General features: G+C 44.6%; 17 protein-coding genes. 3 read left to right on the top strand and 14 right to left on the bottom strand.

What is annotated here, in order from left to right; genetic code table 11:
• Positions 1 to 18 precede the first annotated feature (18 nt).
• Complete coding sequence (locus tag L0P88_RS09195) at positions 19 to 732, bottom strand: 3'-5' exonuclease (RefSeq protein WP_247134297.1); 714 nt, start codon at positions 730 to 732, stop codon at positions 19 to 21.
• Positions 733 to 806: 74 nt separating this feature from the next.
• Here L0P88_RS09195 and L0P88_RS09190 point away from each other — a divergent pair, with 74 nt between their 5' ends.
• On the top strand, positions 807 to 1922 hold the full coding sequence (locus tag L0P88_RS09190) for a hypothetical protein (RefSeq protein ID WP_247134296.1): 1116 nt from the start codon (positions 807 to 809) through the stop codon (positions 1920 to 1922).
• Here L0P88_RS09190 and L0P88_RS09185 read toward each other — a convergent pair.
• The 13 genes from L0P88_RS09185 to hemA form a co-directional block, all read right to left on the bottom strand.
• Complete coding sequence (locus L0P88_RS09185) at positions 1919 to 2389, bottom strand: methylated-DNA--[protein]-cysteine S-methyltransferase (protein ID WP_247134295.1); 471 nt, start codon at positions 2387 to 2389, stop codon at positions 1919 to 1921. The genes L0P88_RS09190 and L0P88_RS09185 overlap by 4 nt on opposite strands.
• Positions 2389 to 3513 carry a CNNM domain-containing protein gene (locus tag L0P88_RS09180; protein WP_247134294.1) on the bottom strand — a complete coding sequence of 375 codons (1125 nt, stop codon included), beginning with the start codon at positions 3511 to 3513 and terminating at the stop codon, positions 2389 to 2391. The genes L0P88_RS09185 and L0P88_RS09180 overlap by 1 nt, the downstream gene beginning before the upstream one ends.
• Positions 3514 to 3562: 49 nt before the next feature.
• Positions 3563 to 4861: a serine hydrolase domain-containing protein gene (locus L0P88_RS09175; RefSeq protein ID WP_247134293.1), complete on the bottom strand. Its 1299-nt coding sequence runs from the start codon at positions 4859 to 4861 to the stop codon at positions 3563 to 3565.
• Positions 4862 to 4877: 16 nt separating this feature from the next.
• Positions 4878 to 5864 (bottom strand): porphobilinogen synthase, encoded by a 987-nt coding sequence (gene hemB / locus L0P88_RS09170; protein WP_247134292.1) that lies wholly within the window; start codon positions 5862 to 5864, stop codon positions 4878 to 4880.
• Between the two features lie 155 nt (positions 5865 to 6019).
• Positions 6020 to 6808 (bottom strand): PhzF family phenazine biosynthesis protein, encoded by a 789-nt coding sequence (locus tag L0P88_RS09165; RefSeq protein ID WP_247134291.1) that lies wholly within the window; start codon positions 6806 to 6808, stop codon positions 6020 to 6022.
• Positions 6809 to 6825: 17 nt separating this feature from the next.
• A complete protein-coding gene (locus tag L0P88_RS09160) occupies positions 6826 to 7662 on the bottom strand; it encodes a polysaccharide deacetylase family protein (RefSeq protein ID WP_247134290.1) in 837 nt (278 codons plus the stop codon).
• Positions 7659 to 8561 (bottom strand): oxygen-dependent coproporphyrinogen oxidase, encoded by a 903-nt coding sequence (gene hemF / locus L0P88_RS09155; RefSeq protein WP_247134860.1) that lies wholly within the window; start codon positions 8559 to 8561, stop codon positions 7659 to 7661. The genes L0P88_RS09160 and hemF overlap by 4 nt, the downstream gene beginning before the upstream one ends.
• A complete protein-coding gene (locus L0P88_RS09150) occupies positions 8557 to 9045 on the bottom strand; it encodes a DUF6973 domain-containing protein (RefSeq protein WP_247134289.1) in 489 nt (162 codons plus the stop codon). The genes hemF and L0P88_RS09150 overlap by 5 nt, the downstream gene beginning before the upstream one ends.
• A 2-nt stretch (positions 9046 to 9047) precedes the next feature.
• Positions 9048 to 9602: a GNAT family N-acetyltransferase gene (locus tag L0P88_RS09145; RefSeq protein WP_247134288.1), complete on the bottom strand. Its 555-nt coding sequence runs from the start codon at positions 9600 to 9602 to the stop codon at positions 9048 to 9050.
• 6 nt (positions 9603 to 9608) lie between these two features.
• Entirely contained in the window at positions 9609 to 10634 is a 1026-nt protein-coding gene (gene hemE, locus L0P88_RS09140) for a uroporphyrinogen decarboxylase (protein ID WP_247134287.1), read from the bottom strand.
• 30 nt (positions 10635 to 10664) lie between these two features.
• A complete protein-coding gene (locus tag L0P88_RS09135) occupies positions 10665 to 11372 on the bottom strand; it encodes a uroporphyrinogen-III synthase (RefSeq protein ID WP_247134286.1) in 708 nt (235 codons plus the stop codon).
• Positions 11350 to 12270, bottom strand: coding sequence for a hydroxymethylbilane synthase (gene hemC / locus L0P88_RS09130; RefSeq protein WP_247134285.1), 921 nt, complete (start codon positions 12268 to 12270; stop codon positions 11350 to 11352). The genes L0P88_RS09135 and hemC overlap by 23 nt, the downstream gene beginning before the upstream one ends.
• Entirely contained in the window at positions 12267 to 13523 is a 1257-nt protein-coding gene (gene hemA / locus L0P88_RS09125; protein WP_247134284.1) for a glutamyl-tRNA reductase, read from the bottom strand. The genes hemC and hemA overlap by 4 nt, the downstream gene beginning before the upstream one ends.
• Positions 13524 to 13726: 203 nt before the next feature.
• Here hemA and L0P88_RS09120 point away from each other — a divergent pair, with 203 nt between their 5' ends.
• Positions 13727 to 14608 (top strand): AraC family transcriptional regulator, encoded by an 882-nt coding sequence (locus tag L0P88_RS09120; protein WP_247134283.1) that lies wholly within the window; start codon positions 13727 to 13729, stop codon positions 14606 to 14608.
• Positions 14609 to 14620: 12 nt separating this feature from the next.
• Positions 14621 to 15385 (top strand): ThuA domain-containing protein, encoded by a 765-nt coding sequence (locus tag L0P88_RS09115; RefSeq protein ID WP_313791598.1) that lies wholly within the window; start codon positions 14621 to 14623, stop codon positions 15383 to 15385.
• Positions 15386 to 15401: the final 16 nt, after the last annotated feature.

Raw genomic sequence — 15401 nt, 5'->3', positions numbered from 1 at the left:
GGATTCCCAAACAGGCCCTTACACTTTTTTGATTTCGTCTTCAGTCAACAGATCATCCCCTCGTAGTCTTAGAAAAACCTGCGCCGTGGTAACTACATCCAATTCGCAGTAGGTAATGATTCGGTCCAAATCATTTTCTTCATAGTACACATCACGTACCATACTGCCCTCCATATCTTCTTTTGGGGAGGGAATACCAAGAACATGGGCCATAAGCCTTAAGGAGGTAAAATGTTTGTAATCGCCAAATTTCCAGAGCTCCATGGTATCCAAATGCGGTACTTCCCAGGGTTTTTTGCCAAATAAGTCCAATTTATAGGGCAGTCCTATGCCGTGGATCAGCATCCTTCGGGCAATGTAAGGAAAGTCAAACTCCTTGCCATTATGGGCACAGAGCAAGTGCTTCGCCTGATTAAAATGGGAGTTCAACAGTTGTTTGAAGTCTTGGAGCAATTGGGCCTCCTCTCCGTGAAAGGTGGTTACCCTAAATGTCCTTATATCGCCTTTAAAGGCAAAGTAGCCCACTGAAATACAGATGATTTTACCAAACTCTGCCCAAATTCCGGCACGGTCATAGAATTCTTCGGGGGAGAATTCGTCTTTTCTTTGGTATTTTGATTTTTGTTCCCAGAGCAGTTGTTTTTCCTCTGGAAGTGCAGTAAAAGAAGGACGTTCCGGAACGGTTTCGATGTCCAGAAACAATAAATTGTCCAAATTCAAACGCTTTAGCATAGGGGGTAATGTACTAATTTGGAATAGTATACCACAACTTTCCCAATTTAATGGTATCTTTTCCTTCAAACGCTATGAAATTAAAAAAAATAATCCCGCCCTTTTTGGTGCTCCTTGTTGTTGGATGCAATTCCGATGATGGTAATGCACCAATACTAGCTGAGACAACCGTATCGACCGCCAATTTTATTGCCATTGGACAGGATTTGGAAAATGTCTATCAATATACCTTTGATGGAGCGACAAAAGTTGGTGAGCAGGTGAACCTTACCCAAGAATCAAGTATCGCCCGAAACTATATTACACTTCGGGAGGTGGACGATCTGTTATCGTTTTATTTTTTTAGGGGCGGTTCCTTTTCTCTGATCATCAAAGATGTACGAACGGGGGATTTCGTTACCTATTCCGATTTTTTTGCCAACAGCCCGGAACGTTCCGTGGCTTGGGGAACCAACAATGCATCCAATGTGTTCCTGGGCTTTTTTGGACCTTTTGAAACACGCAATCTGGGAATACAGGATGTGGATTTGCAAAATTCCATGGGACAGGATATTACCATAGATGCGGATATAGACTTCGTTTATCAACCGGTACTGTTCAATGACAAAGTCTATTTTGCCTATCAGGACAACCGGGGGGATTACAAGTTCACATTTTACGACACCGATTTTAAGGTAAGGGGACCCATATTGAATTTCAATACGGTTCCCATTAGTTTTTTGATATCGGAATCCGGGAACATTGCCATCATAAAGAACGGTGTTGAAGCTACTTTGGAATTGTATGACCCTAATAGCCTTGGCCTTGTGGATGCGGTTCCACTGATGGTCAACACCGCTTTTGCAGCAGGTCCGGTTGAGGATGCCGTATTTGATGGAGGCGTCCTTTATTATGATTTTCCCTATACGCAACCCGCTAAGTTTTCTTCTGGGCCCGCTTTGTTTGATACGACCACACAAGAAAATGAACTCGTCGATCTATTTGGAATCGTGAACAATGTGGAGCGGGAATTAGGGGAAGGTATTAGGGTTACCACCCAACACTATGATACCACCCAGGACATTTTTTTGTTGGGTTATGGCATGTTGGATGGCAGTACGGCGGGAGGCGTTCTTCAGATTTCCAAAGAAGGGGAATTAGTGGCCAATATTTTGACGGATTTTGTCCCGACCTACTTTGTGAGAAACTAAAATAGGGTCTGTTGTTTACTGGGACTTTCATGTTCCAAGAGCCATTTTTTTCGGTGCAGCCCTCCGGCATAACCAACCAAATCCCCGTTGCTGCCAATAACACGATGGCAGGGAACCACGATCCAGAGTGGATTTTTCCCATTGGCCGCCGCCACGGCCCTAATGGCTTTAACGTCCCCCAATCTTTTGGAAAGCTCCAAATAGGAAACCGTTTTCCCAAAAGGAATGGTGAGAAGTGCTTCCCAGACCCGTTTTTGAAAATCGGTCCCTTGGGGGTTTAGGGTAAGGTCAAATGTCTTACGGATGCCTTCAAAATACTCTTTCAGTTGATGGACAGCATCCTCCAACACTTCAGGAATGATATCCAACGGTCTCTCCATATCGGAAACGGTAATGGAAACCAATCCGTTTTCATCACCGGTTATTTCTGCAAAGCCAAGGGGTGTATGTACGACGACGGATTCCATTAGTCTTCATCTGGAATTTCCTCTGGGATAATCCCCAAGCGTTTGGCACGCGCTTCCCAGTTTTTGCGGGCAAGCACCTGTAAATCCTCCACATTGTCACTTTCGTCCATAATTTCAAGGCCAAGCAAGGTTTCTATCACATCTTCCATGGTGACCAAACCACTAACGGAACCGTATTCATCCACGACCAGGGAGATGTGTTCGTTTTTTTCCACGAATTTCTCCAATAACTGGGGTATGGGTTTGTTTCTGCTTGTCACCAAGATTTCCCTCCGTATGGTAGAAAGGGGGTTTTTACCCTCTTTATTGATAATGGCTTCCAACATTTCGTCTTTTAGGATAAATCCGGTGATGTTATCTGCCCGTTCCGTAAAAACAGGGATTCGGGAAAACCGCAAAGGCCTGTTGGCCTCAAAAAACTCTTGAATGGTAGTTTCTTCCGAAGCACTTTTCATTACCGTCCTTGGGGTCATGATATCTTTGGCCTCAATTTCATCAAAGGTCAGTAGATTACGGATGACCTTGGATTCGGACTCTTCAAAAACACCTTCTTCCTCGGCAATATCCGTCATGGCGGTAAAATCCTCACGGCTCAATACACTGCCATGGGATCCTTTTTTTCCAATAAGTTTGGTGAACAATTGTAATAACCAAAGCAAACCGGTCCACTTCATAATAAACACCATGGCCTTTAGTGCTTTTGCCGTAAAATTGGCCAGTTGCTTCCAATAGGTGGCCCCAATGGTTTTGGGGATGATTTCGGAAGCCACCAAAATTAGGATGGTCATGACCGTGGAAACCACGCCAACCATGACTTCCTCCGTAAATTCAATGCCAAAGATGGAATGAGTGGTACTCCCATAGAGGTCCGTATAGGCAACTTTTGCCTGTACCCCGACCAAAATGGCACCCACCGTATGGGCAATGGTATTGAGCGTTAGGATGGCAATCAGCGGTTTGTCCACATCTTTTTTAAGGTGTTCCAGTTCCAGTGCATAGGCCTTGCCTTCCTGTTTTTTTACATTGATGAAAGTGGGTGTAATGCTCAGGAGCACTGCTTCCAAAATGGAGCACAAAAAAGAAAAGAAAATAGAAATAACGGCATAGAAAATAAGGAGTCCCATAGTGCTTGCTTATGACTAAGATATTAATAATTTGGAAAGCGCAGGGTTTTCAATTCCCCTCAATTTTTGCTTCATAAAAGACTTGGTGCAAGGCTGTTCTAATGTTGAGTTCATATAAGTTTCTATGGGAACGGTAAGGATGAACACGGTTGGAGAGGAATATAAAAACCAATTGGTATTTTGGGTCTACCCAAACAAAGGTCCCAGTGAAACCGGAGTGTCCAAAACTTTCCGGACTGGCCAAGGGAGCCGGGTACGCATCTTTTAGGGCCAACGTATCATTTCCCAAAAAGGGCTTGTCAAAACCAAGACCACGACGGTTTTCGTTCTCTGGGTATTGCACTTTGATGAATTCCCTTACCGTATGGGAAGAAATAAAAATCTTATCGTTCACTTGTCCATAATTTTGATAGAGCAACAACAGTTTGGCCAAGTCCCGGGCATTGCCAAAAAGGCCGGCATTCCCAGAAACCCCACCAAGCAAAGCGGCGTTTTCATCATGGACCCACCCCTGTGTTAGAGTGTGACGAAAGATGGTATCCATTTCGGTGGGAATGATGGGGGCAGCATCGTTTTTTTTCGGGTTAAAACCAAGTGTTTTGGCACCCAGGGGATCATAGAAGTTTTCCTTAAGATAGGATGGGTACCCTTGCCCGGATAACTGTTCAATTAATTTGGGAAAAATCAAAAAGGCCAGTCCGGAATATTGGTACTTCTTGTCCTGGGATACCTTGGAGCGATTTATGGTTCGCCATACCTTCCGTTCAAATCGGTTTTTGACATACAGCTTTTCATAAGCTTGCTTTTGGAACCTTTTGGATGGCGTTTTGCGTATAAACCGTCTTTTTAGTTTTCCCTTTTTTGTCCTGATTTTGTTTAAAAAGACAATGTAGGGGTGCAATCCTGCTTGATGGGCCAGAATTTCACGGAGGGTAAGGTCTTTTTTATCCTTTTGTTTACGCCAAGGTTTCCAGTAGGTGGAGAAAGGGAGGTCCAAATTCAGCTTTCCCTCGTCCACGAGTTGCATCAAAGCCGGTAAGGGGGCCGTGATTTTGGTCACCGAAGCCAGGTCATAACGATCCGACAAGCTGACCGGTTGCAAGCTATCATAAGTATGAAAACCATAGGCCTTATGAAAAACAATCCTTCCCTTTTTTGTGACCAATAGCTGCGCTCCTGGAAAAGCCTGCTCTTTTATACCATGCGTTATGATGGAATCTGCCTTGGTGTGTATAACGATGGAATCCAAACCCATTTCTGAAGGATGGACCTTGGTCAAATGATCTACATTTTGGGAAAAGCAGCTCCAACCAAGGAATGAGGCAAAAAGGAATGCTATATTTTTCAAAATCGGATAGGCAAAGTTAAAGTAGCCGTACGGCATCCTTGGCAAAATAGGAAGCGATGATATTGGCCCCGGCCCTTTTTAAGGCAATCAATTGTTCCAGCATAACCGCATCATGGTCCAACCATCCTTTTTCGGCGGCCGCCTTGAGCATTGCATACTCGCCGGACACCTGATAAACCGCAACGGGGACCTCTACCTCATTGCGTATTTCCCGCACAATATCAAGATAGGCCAATCCAGGTTTGACCATAACGATGTCCGCCCCTTCAGCAACATCCATTTGGGTCTCCTTAATGGCCTCAAACCGATTGGCAGGATCCATCTGATAGGTTTTCTTGTCCTTGGGTACATTTTGCACGGCTACTGGAGCGGAATCCAGGGCATCCCGGAAGGGACCATAGAAAGCACTGGCATATTTTGCGGCATAGCTCATGATTCCGGTATCCGTCAATCCTTCGTTTTCCAAGGCCTCCCTAATGGTGAGTATCCTACCGTCCATCATATCACTCGGCGCAACAAAATCGGCACCGGCCTGCGCATGGGAAATGCTCATTTCCCCCAGTACTTCACTGGTTTCATCGTTCAGGATTTTCCCCTCTGCCACAATACCGTCATGACCAAAGGAGGAATAGGGATCCAGCGCCACGTCCGTCATGACCAGCATTTCCGGGCATGCACTTTTAACCGTTTGTATTGCCCTTTGCATCAATCCATTTGAATTCAATGCTTCGGTTCCCTCATTATCTTTGAGATTGTCGGGGACTTTCACAAACAGCAGCACCGCGCAAAGCCCCATTTGCCATAATTCCCTGACTTCCTTTTCCAGATTGTCCAAACTTAAACGGTAGTAGTTGGGCATGGAAGCAATTTCTTCCTTAATACCCTTCCCTTCCACGACAAAGAGCGGTACCAAAAAATCGTCTGGGGTAATTACGGTTTCACGAACCAATCTTCGTATCGATTCGGAGGTGCGCAATCTTCGGTTTCGAATAAGTGGGTACATGATTAGATTTCTACGTTAAAGGTTATCGGTTACAAGTAATTTTTTGATGGTTTGAATCAAGGCTGACACTATTTTTTCGATTTTGTCAATTCGTTCACTCGCTTGTCCTACTTCAATATGTTTGAGTCCTTTGGTCTGAACGTACTGCCTAAAACTCAGATCTCAATTTCACCAATTAAATAGGGAACTGCCTTCCCTGAAATCTTAACGCGGTCACCCAGATATTCTATCCAAAGTTTTCCTCCGCGCTTTGATAACTGTTGGGCGGTCATTTTTGTCTTTCCCAAAACCTTTGCCCAATATGGGGCCATGGTGGTATGCGCCGATCCGGTCACCGGATCTTCGGGAATACCACATTTTGGAGCGAAAAAGCGTGACACAAAATCCACCTTATCCCCAGGGGCCGAAACAATGACCCCACGACAATCACATTGGTCCAATAGATGAAAATTGGGCATAAGGGCCTCGATTTCCGCTTGCGAATTGTAAATCAGAAGGTAGTCCGTTTTTCCTTTAATGGTTTTTATAGGGCTCCAACCCAACGCCTTTTCTATGGCATCGTTACCGCGGATCATTACATTGTCATCTGAAGGAAAATCCAGGGTAATAAATCCATTGTTGCCCTTATCCACAAAAAGGTCGCCGCTTTTTTGTGAATAAAACCGAATGGTATCCTCACTGTATCCGTAGTAATTAAAAATGGCATAGGCAGCGGCCAGGGTGGCATGGCCACAAAGGGCCACCTCCGTTTCCGGGGTAAACCATCGAATTTCAAAACGGGCATTGTTCTGAACCACAAAGGCAGTTTCCGCCAGGTTGTTTTCCTGGGCAATTTGCTGCATCAAAGCACTATCCAGCCATTTATCCAGAATGCAGACTGCAGCAGGATTGCCCCCAAAAATACGGTCTGTAAAAGCATCAATTTGGTATAGGTTCAATCGCATGGTATAAAGCTACAGCTTTAGGTTGTAAATTGTCGGGTTATTTCCGTCCAAGAGACCAATTTTACCTTGTTTTCAAGCAGTTTTGATCGTGTTTCCCCATCAACAAAACTGTCATAGTCCATTTGCCGCCATTCCGAACCAAAATTTGGATGGTCCACGGTTAGCGCTTTCATTTCGTCATCATCAAATGCGGGATGTATCAATACTACGTTTAGGCCAGGGGTGAGCTGGTCCACGATTTCCAAATAACGTGGCTTTAAATGTCCTTTTTTGAAGTCATCAAAGGTGGCCAAATACACATGATCAATGCAAAAATCCGTATCGTTTAAACACTGGTTGGGCTTAAGGCCCGCCATTTGTATCAATTTTTTGTTGAGGAGTACCGGTAATTGATATTCCCGTCCCAACTTTTTATAGATGGCAAAGAGTTGGGGGGATGCGCCAATACTGTACATATGGGAATCCAAATGACTTGGGCGCAAACCAAAATCAAGGGCACGCTCTATTTGGGCCTTGAGCTCCGTGTATACTTCCGCTGCCTTACCATATTCCTTTAGTTCCTGCCTTGTTTTATGGAAGTGCCCATGACCGTCAACCAAGCTTTGAACCGTGGTCAATGGAGATACCGGACCGAACCTGCAATTGTGCCATTCACAGGTGAGCGTTAAGTGTATTCCATAATCATAGTTGGGGTTGGCTTTGGCGAAAGCCGCAATTTCATCGAAACCCGGACAAGGGACCATAATACTGTAGGAGTTGACCATGCCTTCTTTTAGGCAAGCTATAGTGGCCCGGTTTTGGGAATGTGACAGCCCCGCATCATCCGCATGGATCATTAGTAATTTTTGGTTCATGTCCATTCCTTTGGGTTTTTTAAAACCTCAAGCAATTTGGCTTCCTCACTACCGGTTTCGGGTTGATGGTCATAGCGCCATTGTACATGGGGTGGAAGGCTCATTAAAATACTTTCAATACGGCCATTGGTACGAAGACCGAAAAGCGTTCCCTTATCATGTACTAAATTGAACTCGACATAGCGTCCCCTCCTAATTTCCTGCCAATCACGATGTTGTTGGTCGTATTCCAGGTTTTTACGTTTTAAAACGATAGGTATATAAGCATCTAGAAAGCTGTTTCCCACTTCCGTCACAAAACTGTACCAGGCGTTCATGTCCTTACTTTGATCCGCTTTCAGGTAATCAAAGAACAGTCCGCCCACGCCTCTGGCCTCGTTCCGATGGGTGTTCCAGAAATAATCATCACAGCGCTTTTTGTATTGGGCGTAGAAATCCGTTCCGTGGGTATCGCAGGCTTTTTTGCAGACTGTATGAAAATGCTCGGCATCTTCCTCAAAAAGGTAATAGGGCGTTAAGTCCTGACCACCCCCAAACCACTGATCTACAATTGCACCAACCTTGTCGTACATTTCAAAGTAGCGCCAGTTGGCATGAACGGTTGGGACAAAGGGATTTTTTGGGTGAAGGACCAAACTTAAGCCGCAGGCAAAGAAATCGGCATCCTTTACCCCAAAATAGGCCTGCATACTTTGTGGCAGTGCTCCATGCACGGCCGAAATGTTGACACCCCCTTTTTCAAAAATGTTGCCATTTTCAATGACCCGGGTCCTACCACCACCGCCTTCGGGGCGTTTCCACAGATCTTCTTGAAATTTTGCCTTGCCATCTACCGCCTCCAATTTGGTGGTAATGGCATCCTGCAGCCCTTGTATGTAGCTGTAAAAGTTGTCTTTAATGGTCATCTGTTATGTATACCAATTGATTTTTTAATTGATTTAAATCGGTCTGCTTGTTCATTTTAACGGCTGCTTGGGTCAGTACCAACAAGTGATCCACGAATTCCTGTGGGGACCATCCAAAGTTGGCCTCAAATAGGTTTCGTCCTACTGCATTGTTATGAAAGTCCATCTGCATGGGCATTTCCTCTCCAAAAAAGGCCTCTTCATGCCAATCCGTAATTTTTTTTGCCCATCGGACGGACCTAGCGGGGCCCTTACTGCTTACAAAGCACTTTTTTGCAATCAATATATTCCAAAGTGCGTGTCTAAAAGCATTGGCTTGTCCATTTTGATAATGCTTTTTTCCAAAATGGGCCGTGGCCAATTGCATGCACTGTTTGGTCGCTTTGTAGGTGGGCCAAAGGAAAAAAGGATGGGTGATGCATAGTCCCAGCAATCGCCAGAAGCTGCGCCATTTTACCCGTGATATGGTTTTGAACACATTCATTGGGATTTTAAAAAATCGCTCTTGTTCAATTCATACAATAACATATCGACCAAATCGCCATTGGGCATTTGATGTTCATTTGCCAAAATCCCCATGTACTGGAAATCATGTTTCTCCGCTATTTTGATACTGGGACCGTTGCTTTTGTGGACGATAATCTGAAGCTTTAAAAGCCCGGCAGTAGCAAATGACCATTGGATCAGTTCTTGTACAATTTTGGACATCAGCCCCTTGCCCGAATATTGATATCCCATACAGTAGGCCAACTCCCCCTGGCCTTTTTCCTTATGAAGCGATTTAATATAAACCAACCCAATAATAGTGCGATTGGTATTTTCCTTTGTTACAAACAGGTACTCCTGCTTTTTGTCGAATTGTTTCACCTTTTTGGCAACGAATAACTCGGCCAGCGTAGGGGTTAGGTTTTCTTTTAGGGTTTCTGGGAAATAGGTCTTTAAATAGGCTTCGTTGGAAACTACGAAATCACACAACCGCCAAGCATCCTTTGGTTGGATGGGGGCTATGCTATAGTTCTCAAAGGCAATTTCCATTGGTCGCTACCCTTTGTATTCCTTTACCGCTTCTATGAACGCAGCTGCATTTTCCAATGGGACATTCGGGAGAATACCATGTCCTAGGTTTACAATGTATCGATCCTTACCAAAATCACGGATCATTTGATGGACCCTTTTTTTGATTTCCGAAGGGGGCGAAAGCAATCGCGCAGGATCAAAATTACCTTGGAGTGTGATGTTCCCCCCGGAAAGATACCGGGCATTTTTTGGAGAACAGGTCCAATCCACGCCAAGTGCAGCCGCTCCCGAATTGGCCATATCCCTCAAGGCGAACCAACAGCCCTTTCCAAAAACAATAACGGGTGCGAAGTCCTTTAAAGCATCAACAATTTGTTGGATGTACTGGAAAGAGAACTCATTGTAGTCCTCTGGTGACAACATTCCACCCCACGAATCAAATACTTGAACGGCATTGCATCCTGCTTTTACTTTTTCCTTTAAATAGGCAATAGTGGTATCGGTGATTCGCTGTAATAGGCCATGGGCCGTTTTTGGGTCCGTAAAGCACAATCCCTTGGCCAAATCAAAGCTTTTGCTTCCCTGGCCCTGCACACAGTAACAAAGTATGGTCCAAGGGGAACCGGCAAAACCGATCAACGGAATGGCATCGTCCAGTTTTTCCTTGGTCATGGTTATGGCTTCCATGACGTAGCCCAGGGTATCCTGAATGTCCGGAACGATGACCTTTTCCAAATCTTTTGCGGTCCGGATGGGATTGGGAAGGTAGGGGCCAAAATTAGGCTTCATTTCAACCGCAATGTTCATGGCTTGGGGAATGACCAGGATATCACTGAATAGAATGGCAGCATCCATCCCATACCGCCGAATGGGCTGCACCGTGATTTCTGATGCCAGTTCGGGGGTTTGGCAACGGGTGAAAAAATCATATTTCTCCCGTATGGCCATAAATTCCGGCAGGTAACGCCCGGCCTGGCGCATCATCCAAACGGGAGGACGATTTACGGGCTCTCCCTTTAATGCCCGTAGGAACAAGTCATTTTTGATCATATGTATCTGTTAAATACCGTTGAGTATAGTTTAATATGGTGGAATTTCGTAATCTTTTGATGGTTTGAAGCTATGGTTGTCCTTAACGTACTTCACAACCTGGACAATCACATTTTCTACGGTTGGTTTGTTGGAAATGATGATGTTTTGGGTATGCTTTTGGGCTTCTCCTGCCGTAGTGGAACCAATGCAAAAAACCGTGCTGGTTCCCATGGTGTTTTTTGCCATATAACTTTCTACGGCGCTGGGGCTAAAAAACAGGATGCCGTCAAATTCCTGATCAAAGGATTTTGGATGTAAGGAGGTGCGGTACACGATAAGTTCTTTATACCGAATGTTATTTTCTTTCAATAAATGGGGTAGTTCCTGCCGTCTAAGATTTCCCATACAAAACAAAAAAGAACCCTCTTTATGGTGGCTTCCAATGATTTGCCCCAAATCTTCCGCATTTTTGGCCACCTCCAACACCTGTAGGCCATATTTCTTTAGCAAGGATGCTGATTTTGAACCCACACAAAACACCTTTTTCGTGGCAAAACCACTAGGAGGGCATACGGAAAAAAAATGTTGGATGGCAAAACTACTGGTAAAGATGAGGGAATCAAAAGGTTCCTGGGGAAGTTCAAATTCGATGGGCTGCTTTTTAATGGCGTCCCATTCCACCATACCGACCCCAGCATTGATCAATAGCCCTTTTTGGGCCGGGGTCAATAGTTTAGAGACCAATACTGATTTCATTCTTTATTGCTTTCATTAAAACATCGCCGCCGTTCTCCAATATTTCATAGGCACAACTCTTTCCAAAGTCCTGGACTTTGTTCAATGGGCGTTCCTTTTCAATGGCCACCTGGGTACTACCGTCCAGGGCGTGCAGACAGCCCTTAAAATGGACCTTTTGATCTTTGACCTCCGCCAAAGCACCGATTGGTGCGGTGCATCCCCCTTCCAAAGTGCGCAAAAATTCCCGCTCAATTTGGGTGGTAATGGCACTTTCGCTATGGTTCAACTGTGATGAACTCCCAACGGCCACCTGATTTTTTTCCAAGGCCAGAATTACCATGGCCCCCTGTGCCGGGGCGGGTACCATCCAATCCAATTCAATGGCATCTTTGGGCAATAGTTTAATGCGTTCCAGTCCGGCTTTGGCAAAAATGGCCCCGTTCCAATCATTTTCAATCAATTTGATCAAACGGGTATTTACATTACCGCGTAGGTCAACTACCTTGTGGTTGGGATATTGATACAGCCATTGTGCCTTTCGTCTTAAACTCCCCGTGGCAATGGTTCCACTTCCATCCAGAAAATCGACTCCTTTATGAACCAAAATATCCATGGTCGAAGCCCGTTCCAAAACAGCGGTCTGTACAATGCCCTTCGGTAACTGTGTGGGAACATCCTTCATGGAATGTACCGCAATATCTATTTCTTCCTTAATGAGGGCAACATCCAATGTTTTGGTAAATATCCCGGTGATGCCCAGCTCATAAAGCGGTTTGTCCAGAACCAGATCGCCGGTGGATTTCACGGGGCAGAGTATGGTATCCACCCCCAATCTTTCAAGTTGTTCCTGTACTTTTTGTGCTTGCCATAGCGCAAGTTCGCTATCCCTGGTCCCTATCCGAAGCGGCGCCTTCATTCCGGATTGATTTCAAGTTGAAAAACCTGTTGGATCAACTGCAGGCTTTCCTCAGTGTCCACTTCAGATCTTTTCAAATGATTGGCAAATTGCTTGGTGATTTTTTGGATGATCCGATCGGAAACCAAATCGGCCTGTTCAGAATCAAAATCCTGTACTTTTTTGGCGTGGAAATCCAGTTCTTCCTCCTTTAGGGTTTTCAGCTTCTCTTTTAATGCTTTGATTACCGGGGCAAATTTTCGGGTTTCCAACCATTGGACAAATTCTTTCTTCACTTCATAATTGATGCGTTCCGCGTGGGGGACAAACTTTTTTCGGCGCTCCAGGGTTTCGTCCGTTACCTGGGAGAGTTGGTCCAAATGGACCAAGGTCACATTGTCCAGTTCCATGACGTCATCGGCCACATTTTTTGGAATGGAAAGGTCCAAGATCCATAAGGGCTTCTTGTTGTGTACAATGGCTTTGGAGACCGTTGGCAGTTGACCGCCCGTGGCCACGACAAGGACATCACATTTGCGGATTTCGGTCTGGAGTTCCCCAAAGTCCTTTACGCTGAGCTGGAATTTAGTGCCAAAAGCTTCCGCTTTTTCCTTGGTTCTATTGATGAGGGTAATATGGTTGTTCCCGGTATGTTTGATCAGGTTTTCGCAGGTGTTGCGTCCAATTTTTCCCGTCCCAAAAAGCAAAATGTTCTTGTCCTTTACATTTGGGATTTTATCCAAAATGTATTTGACGGAAGCAAAGGCCACGGAAGTGGCGCCAGAGGATAGTTCAGTCTCGTTCTTGATACGCTTACTGGCCTGTAGCACCGAATTGCAAAGACGTTCCAGAAACGGATTGGTCATTTCGTTCTTTTTGGACCGATAAAAACTCTGTTTGATCTGACTGATGATTTCAAAATCACCTAATATTTGACTGTCCAGACCGGTCCCCACCTTAAAAAGATGGGATATGGCGTCATGGTTCTTGTGGACGTAGGCAACATCCTGGAATTCCTCTACCGTTCCTTCGGTATGGTGGCACAGCAACTTGATCAATTGATAGGGATGTTGGGCAAAACCAAAAAGTTCGGTCCTATTGCACGTGGATATGACCAGCATACCATCTATGCCCTGGGATTTGGCATCGAGGATAAGGGCATCTATTTTTGGGATATCCAAACTGAATTTCCCCCTTAGTGCTGCATCTGCCTTTTTATAGCTAAGGCCTACTGCGTAAAAAGAAGGATGCCTGGATAGATGGTAATTCTTCATTTTGCTCAAACCTGAGCGCAAAATTAAAGGGAAGATATCATTAAAAATAACGCTAGAGGTTCTATTAATATCAAATAGATATATGAAATGGACCTTTTTTGGGTATTTTAGCGAAACCTTTGATTTTATTGGCGGTTTTGAAGGATTTTAATTAATTTAGAGCTGTTCTAAATAAGGCGGGCGAAAAAACAAATTCAAAAACAATGCAGAAAAATATCGCAAACGGTTCTTATGAGCGGATTTTTGTACGGGATGACATCTATGTGCTTAAAATCCAGAACGATACGAATGGATTGCAAGAAATAAAGCATGAAATAGACCGTACCTATATTCAGTTTCATTTTTCCCTAAAGGGGAACGCCAAATTTCTGTTCAATGAAATGGCCTATCATTTGGAAGTGTCCGAAGAAAATTCCCTTTTGCTGTACAATACCCAAAAAGATCTGCCCCTGCATTTGGTGGTGGATCCGGATACCTGGATTGTTTCGGTAATCATGTCCATTCAAAAATTTCACTCCCTGTTTTCGGAAGATGCCGGACATATTCCTTTTTTGAGCGATTCCTTTGGGGAGAAGAAATACTACGCCCAGGAAGTATTGACCCCCGGAATGGCAGTGGTATTGAGCCAACTGGTTTCGTATAACCTTCACCCTTCCATTAAAACCCTGTACTTAAAAGGTAAGATTTACGAGCTTATCTCTTTGTACTTCAACAAAAGTCAGGATGCCGATGTGGAGCAATGCCCTTTTTTGGCCGATGAGGCCAATGTCCGCAAAATAAAACGGGCCAAGGAGATCATTATGGAACGAATGTCCGAACCACCTACCCTGCATGAACTCTCCGAAGAAGTTGGGTTAAGCCTTAAGCGGTTAAAGGAGGGTTTTAAACAAATCTATGGGGATACGGTTTATGGTTACCTCTTGGACCATAAAATGGATTTGGCCCGAAAAATGTTGGAAAGTGGGAAGTTTAATGTGAATGAAGTAGGCCTAAAAGTAGGGTATAGCACTGCGAGTCATTTTATTGCCGCTTTCAAGAAGAAATATGGGACCACACCCAAAAAATATGTAACTTCTGTCATATAAAATCAACCTAACATGAAACAGATTGCCATGCTTTTTCTAGGGAGTTTTCTATCCCTTTCTTTTTTTGTCCAAGGTCAAATGTCCGCCGACCCCACCTTTGCGGATGCGCCTATACCCGAACTGGTGCTGACATTTACAAAGACGGAAGGATATCGTCACCAAAGTATTGAAAAAGGGGTGAAGACACTTCGGGCGATAGGCAGGGAAAATGGATTTATTGTTCTACAGAGTGAAACGTCCAAGGATTTTAATCCCGATCATTTAAAGAACTACAAACTGGTTGTTTTTCTTAATACCACTATGGATATTTTAAATGCGGAAGAACAAAGAGCCTTTGAGGGTTTTATCAGGAACGGCGGTAGCTTTTTGGGAATCCATGCAGCTACCGACACGGAATACGATTGGCCCTGGTACGGGAAATTGGTAGGGGCCTACTTTGATGGTCACCCCAACGACCCCAATGTGAGAAAGGCGACCATTGATGTAGTGGACAAGGAACATCCTGCCACGGCACACCTTCCGGACAGCTGGGCAAGATATGACGAATGGTATAATTTCAAAAACCTGAATCCGGATGTTACGGTAGTGATGCGTTTGGATGAATCCTCATATGAAGGAGGGACCAATGGCGACAACCATCCCATTGCCTGGTATCACGAGTTTGATGGTGGCCGTGCCTTTTATACCGGGGGCGGGCATACGGAGGAATCGTTTGATGAACCTATGTTCCGGCAACATTTATTGGGGGCCATTGAATGGTGTTTGAGGCGAAAATAAATTCCCCCCGACTTTG

Source organism: Muricauda sp. SCSIO 64092, from assembly GCF_023016285.1.
Classification (GTDB): Bacteria; Bacteroidota; Bacteroidia; order Flavobacteriales; family Flavobacteriaceae; genus Croceivirga.
Note: the sequence above shows the minus strand (reverse complement) of the source record. Positions and strands in the feature narration are given on the sequence as shown.

What these genes read in the sequence shown, in the direction of transcription:
- L0P88_RS09195 (WP_247134297.1), bottom strand. Translation starts at nt 732, where the DNA reads ATGCTAAAGCGTTTGAATTTGGACAATTTATTGTTTCTGGACATCGAA.
- L0P88_RS09190 (WP_247134296.1), top strand. Translation starts at nt 807, where the DNA reads ATGAAATTAAAAAAAATAATCCCGCCCTTTTTGGTGCTCCTTGTTGTT.
- L0P88_RS09185 (WP_247134295.1), bottom strand. Translation starts at nt 2,389, where the DNA reads ATGGAATCCGTCGTCGTACATACACCCCTTGGCTTTGCAGAAATAACC.
- L0P88_RS09180 (WP_247134294.1), bottom strand. Translation starts at nt 3,513, where the DNA reads ATGGGACTCCTTATTTTCTATGCCGTTATTTCTATTTTCTTTTCTTTT.
- hemB (WP_247134292.1), bottom strand. Translation starts at nt 5,864, where the DNA reads ATGTACCCACTTATTCGAAACCGAAGATTGCGCACCTCCGAATCGATA.
- L0P88_RS09165 (WP_247134291.1), bottom strand. Translation starts at nt 6,808, where the DNA reads ATGCGATTGAACCTATACCAAATTGATGCTTTTACAGACCGTATTTTT.
- L0P88_RS09160 (WP_247134290.1), bottom strand. Translation starts at nt 7,662, where the DNA reads ATGAACCAAAAATTACTAATGATCCATGCGGATGATGCGGGGCTGTCA.
- L0P88_RS09145 (WP_247134288.1), bottom strand. Translation starts at nt 9,602, where the DNA reads ATGGAAATTGCCTTTGAGAACTATAGCATAGCCCCCATCCAACCAAAG.
- hemE (WP_247134287.1), bottom strand. Translation starts at nt 10,634, where the DNA reads ATGATCAAAAATGACTTGTTCCTACGGGCATTAAAGGGAGAGCCCGTA.
- L0P88_RS09135 (WP_247134286.1), bottom strand. Translation starts at nt 11,372, where the DNA reads ATGAAATCAGTATTGGTCTCTAAACTATTGACCCCGGCCCAAAAAGGG.
- hemC (WP_247134285.1), bottom strand. Translation starts at nt 12,270, where the DNA reads ATGAAGGCGCCGCTTCGGATAGGGACCAGGGATAGCGAACTTGCGCTA.
- hemA (WP_247134284.1), bottom strand. Translation starts at nt 13,523, where the DNA reads ATGAAGAATTACCATCTATCCAGGCATCCTTCTTTTTACGCAGTAGGC.
- L0P88_RS09120 (WP_247134283.1), top strand. Translation starts at nt 13,727, where the DNA reads ATGCAGAAAAATATCGCAAACGGTTCTTATGAGCGGATTTTTGTACGG.
- L0P88_RS09115 (WP_313791598.1), top strand. Translation starts at nt 14,621, where the DNA reads ATGAAACAGATTGCCATGCTTTTTCTAGGGAGTTTTCTATCCCTTTCT.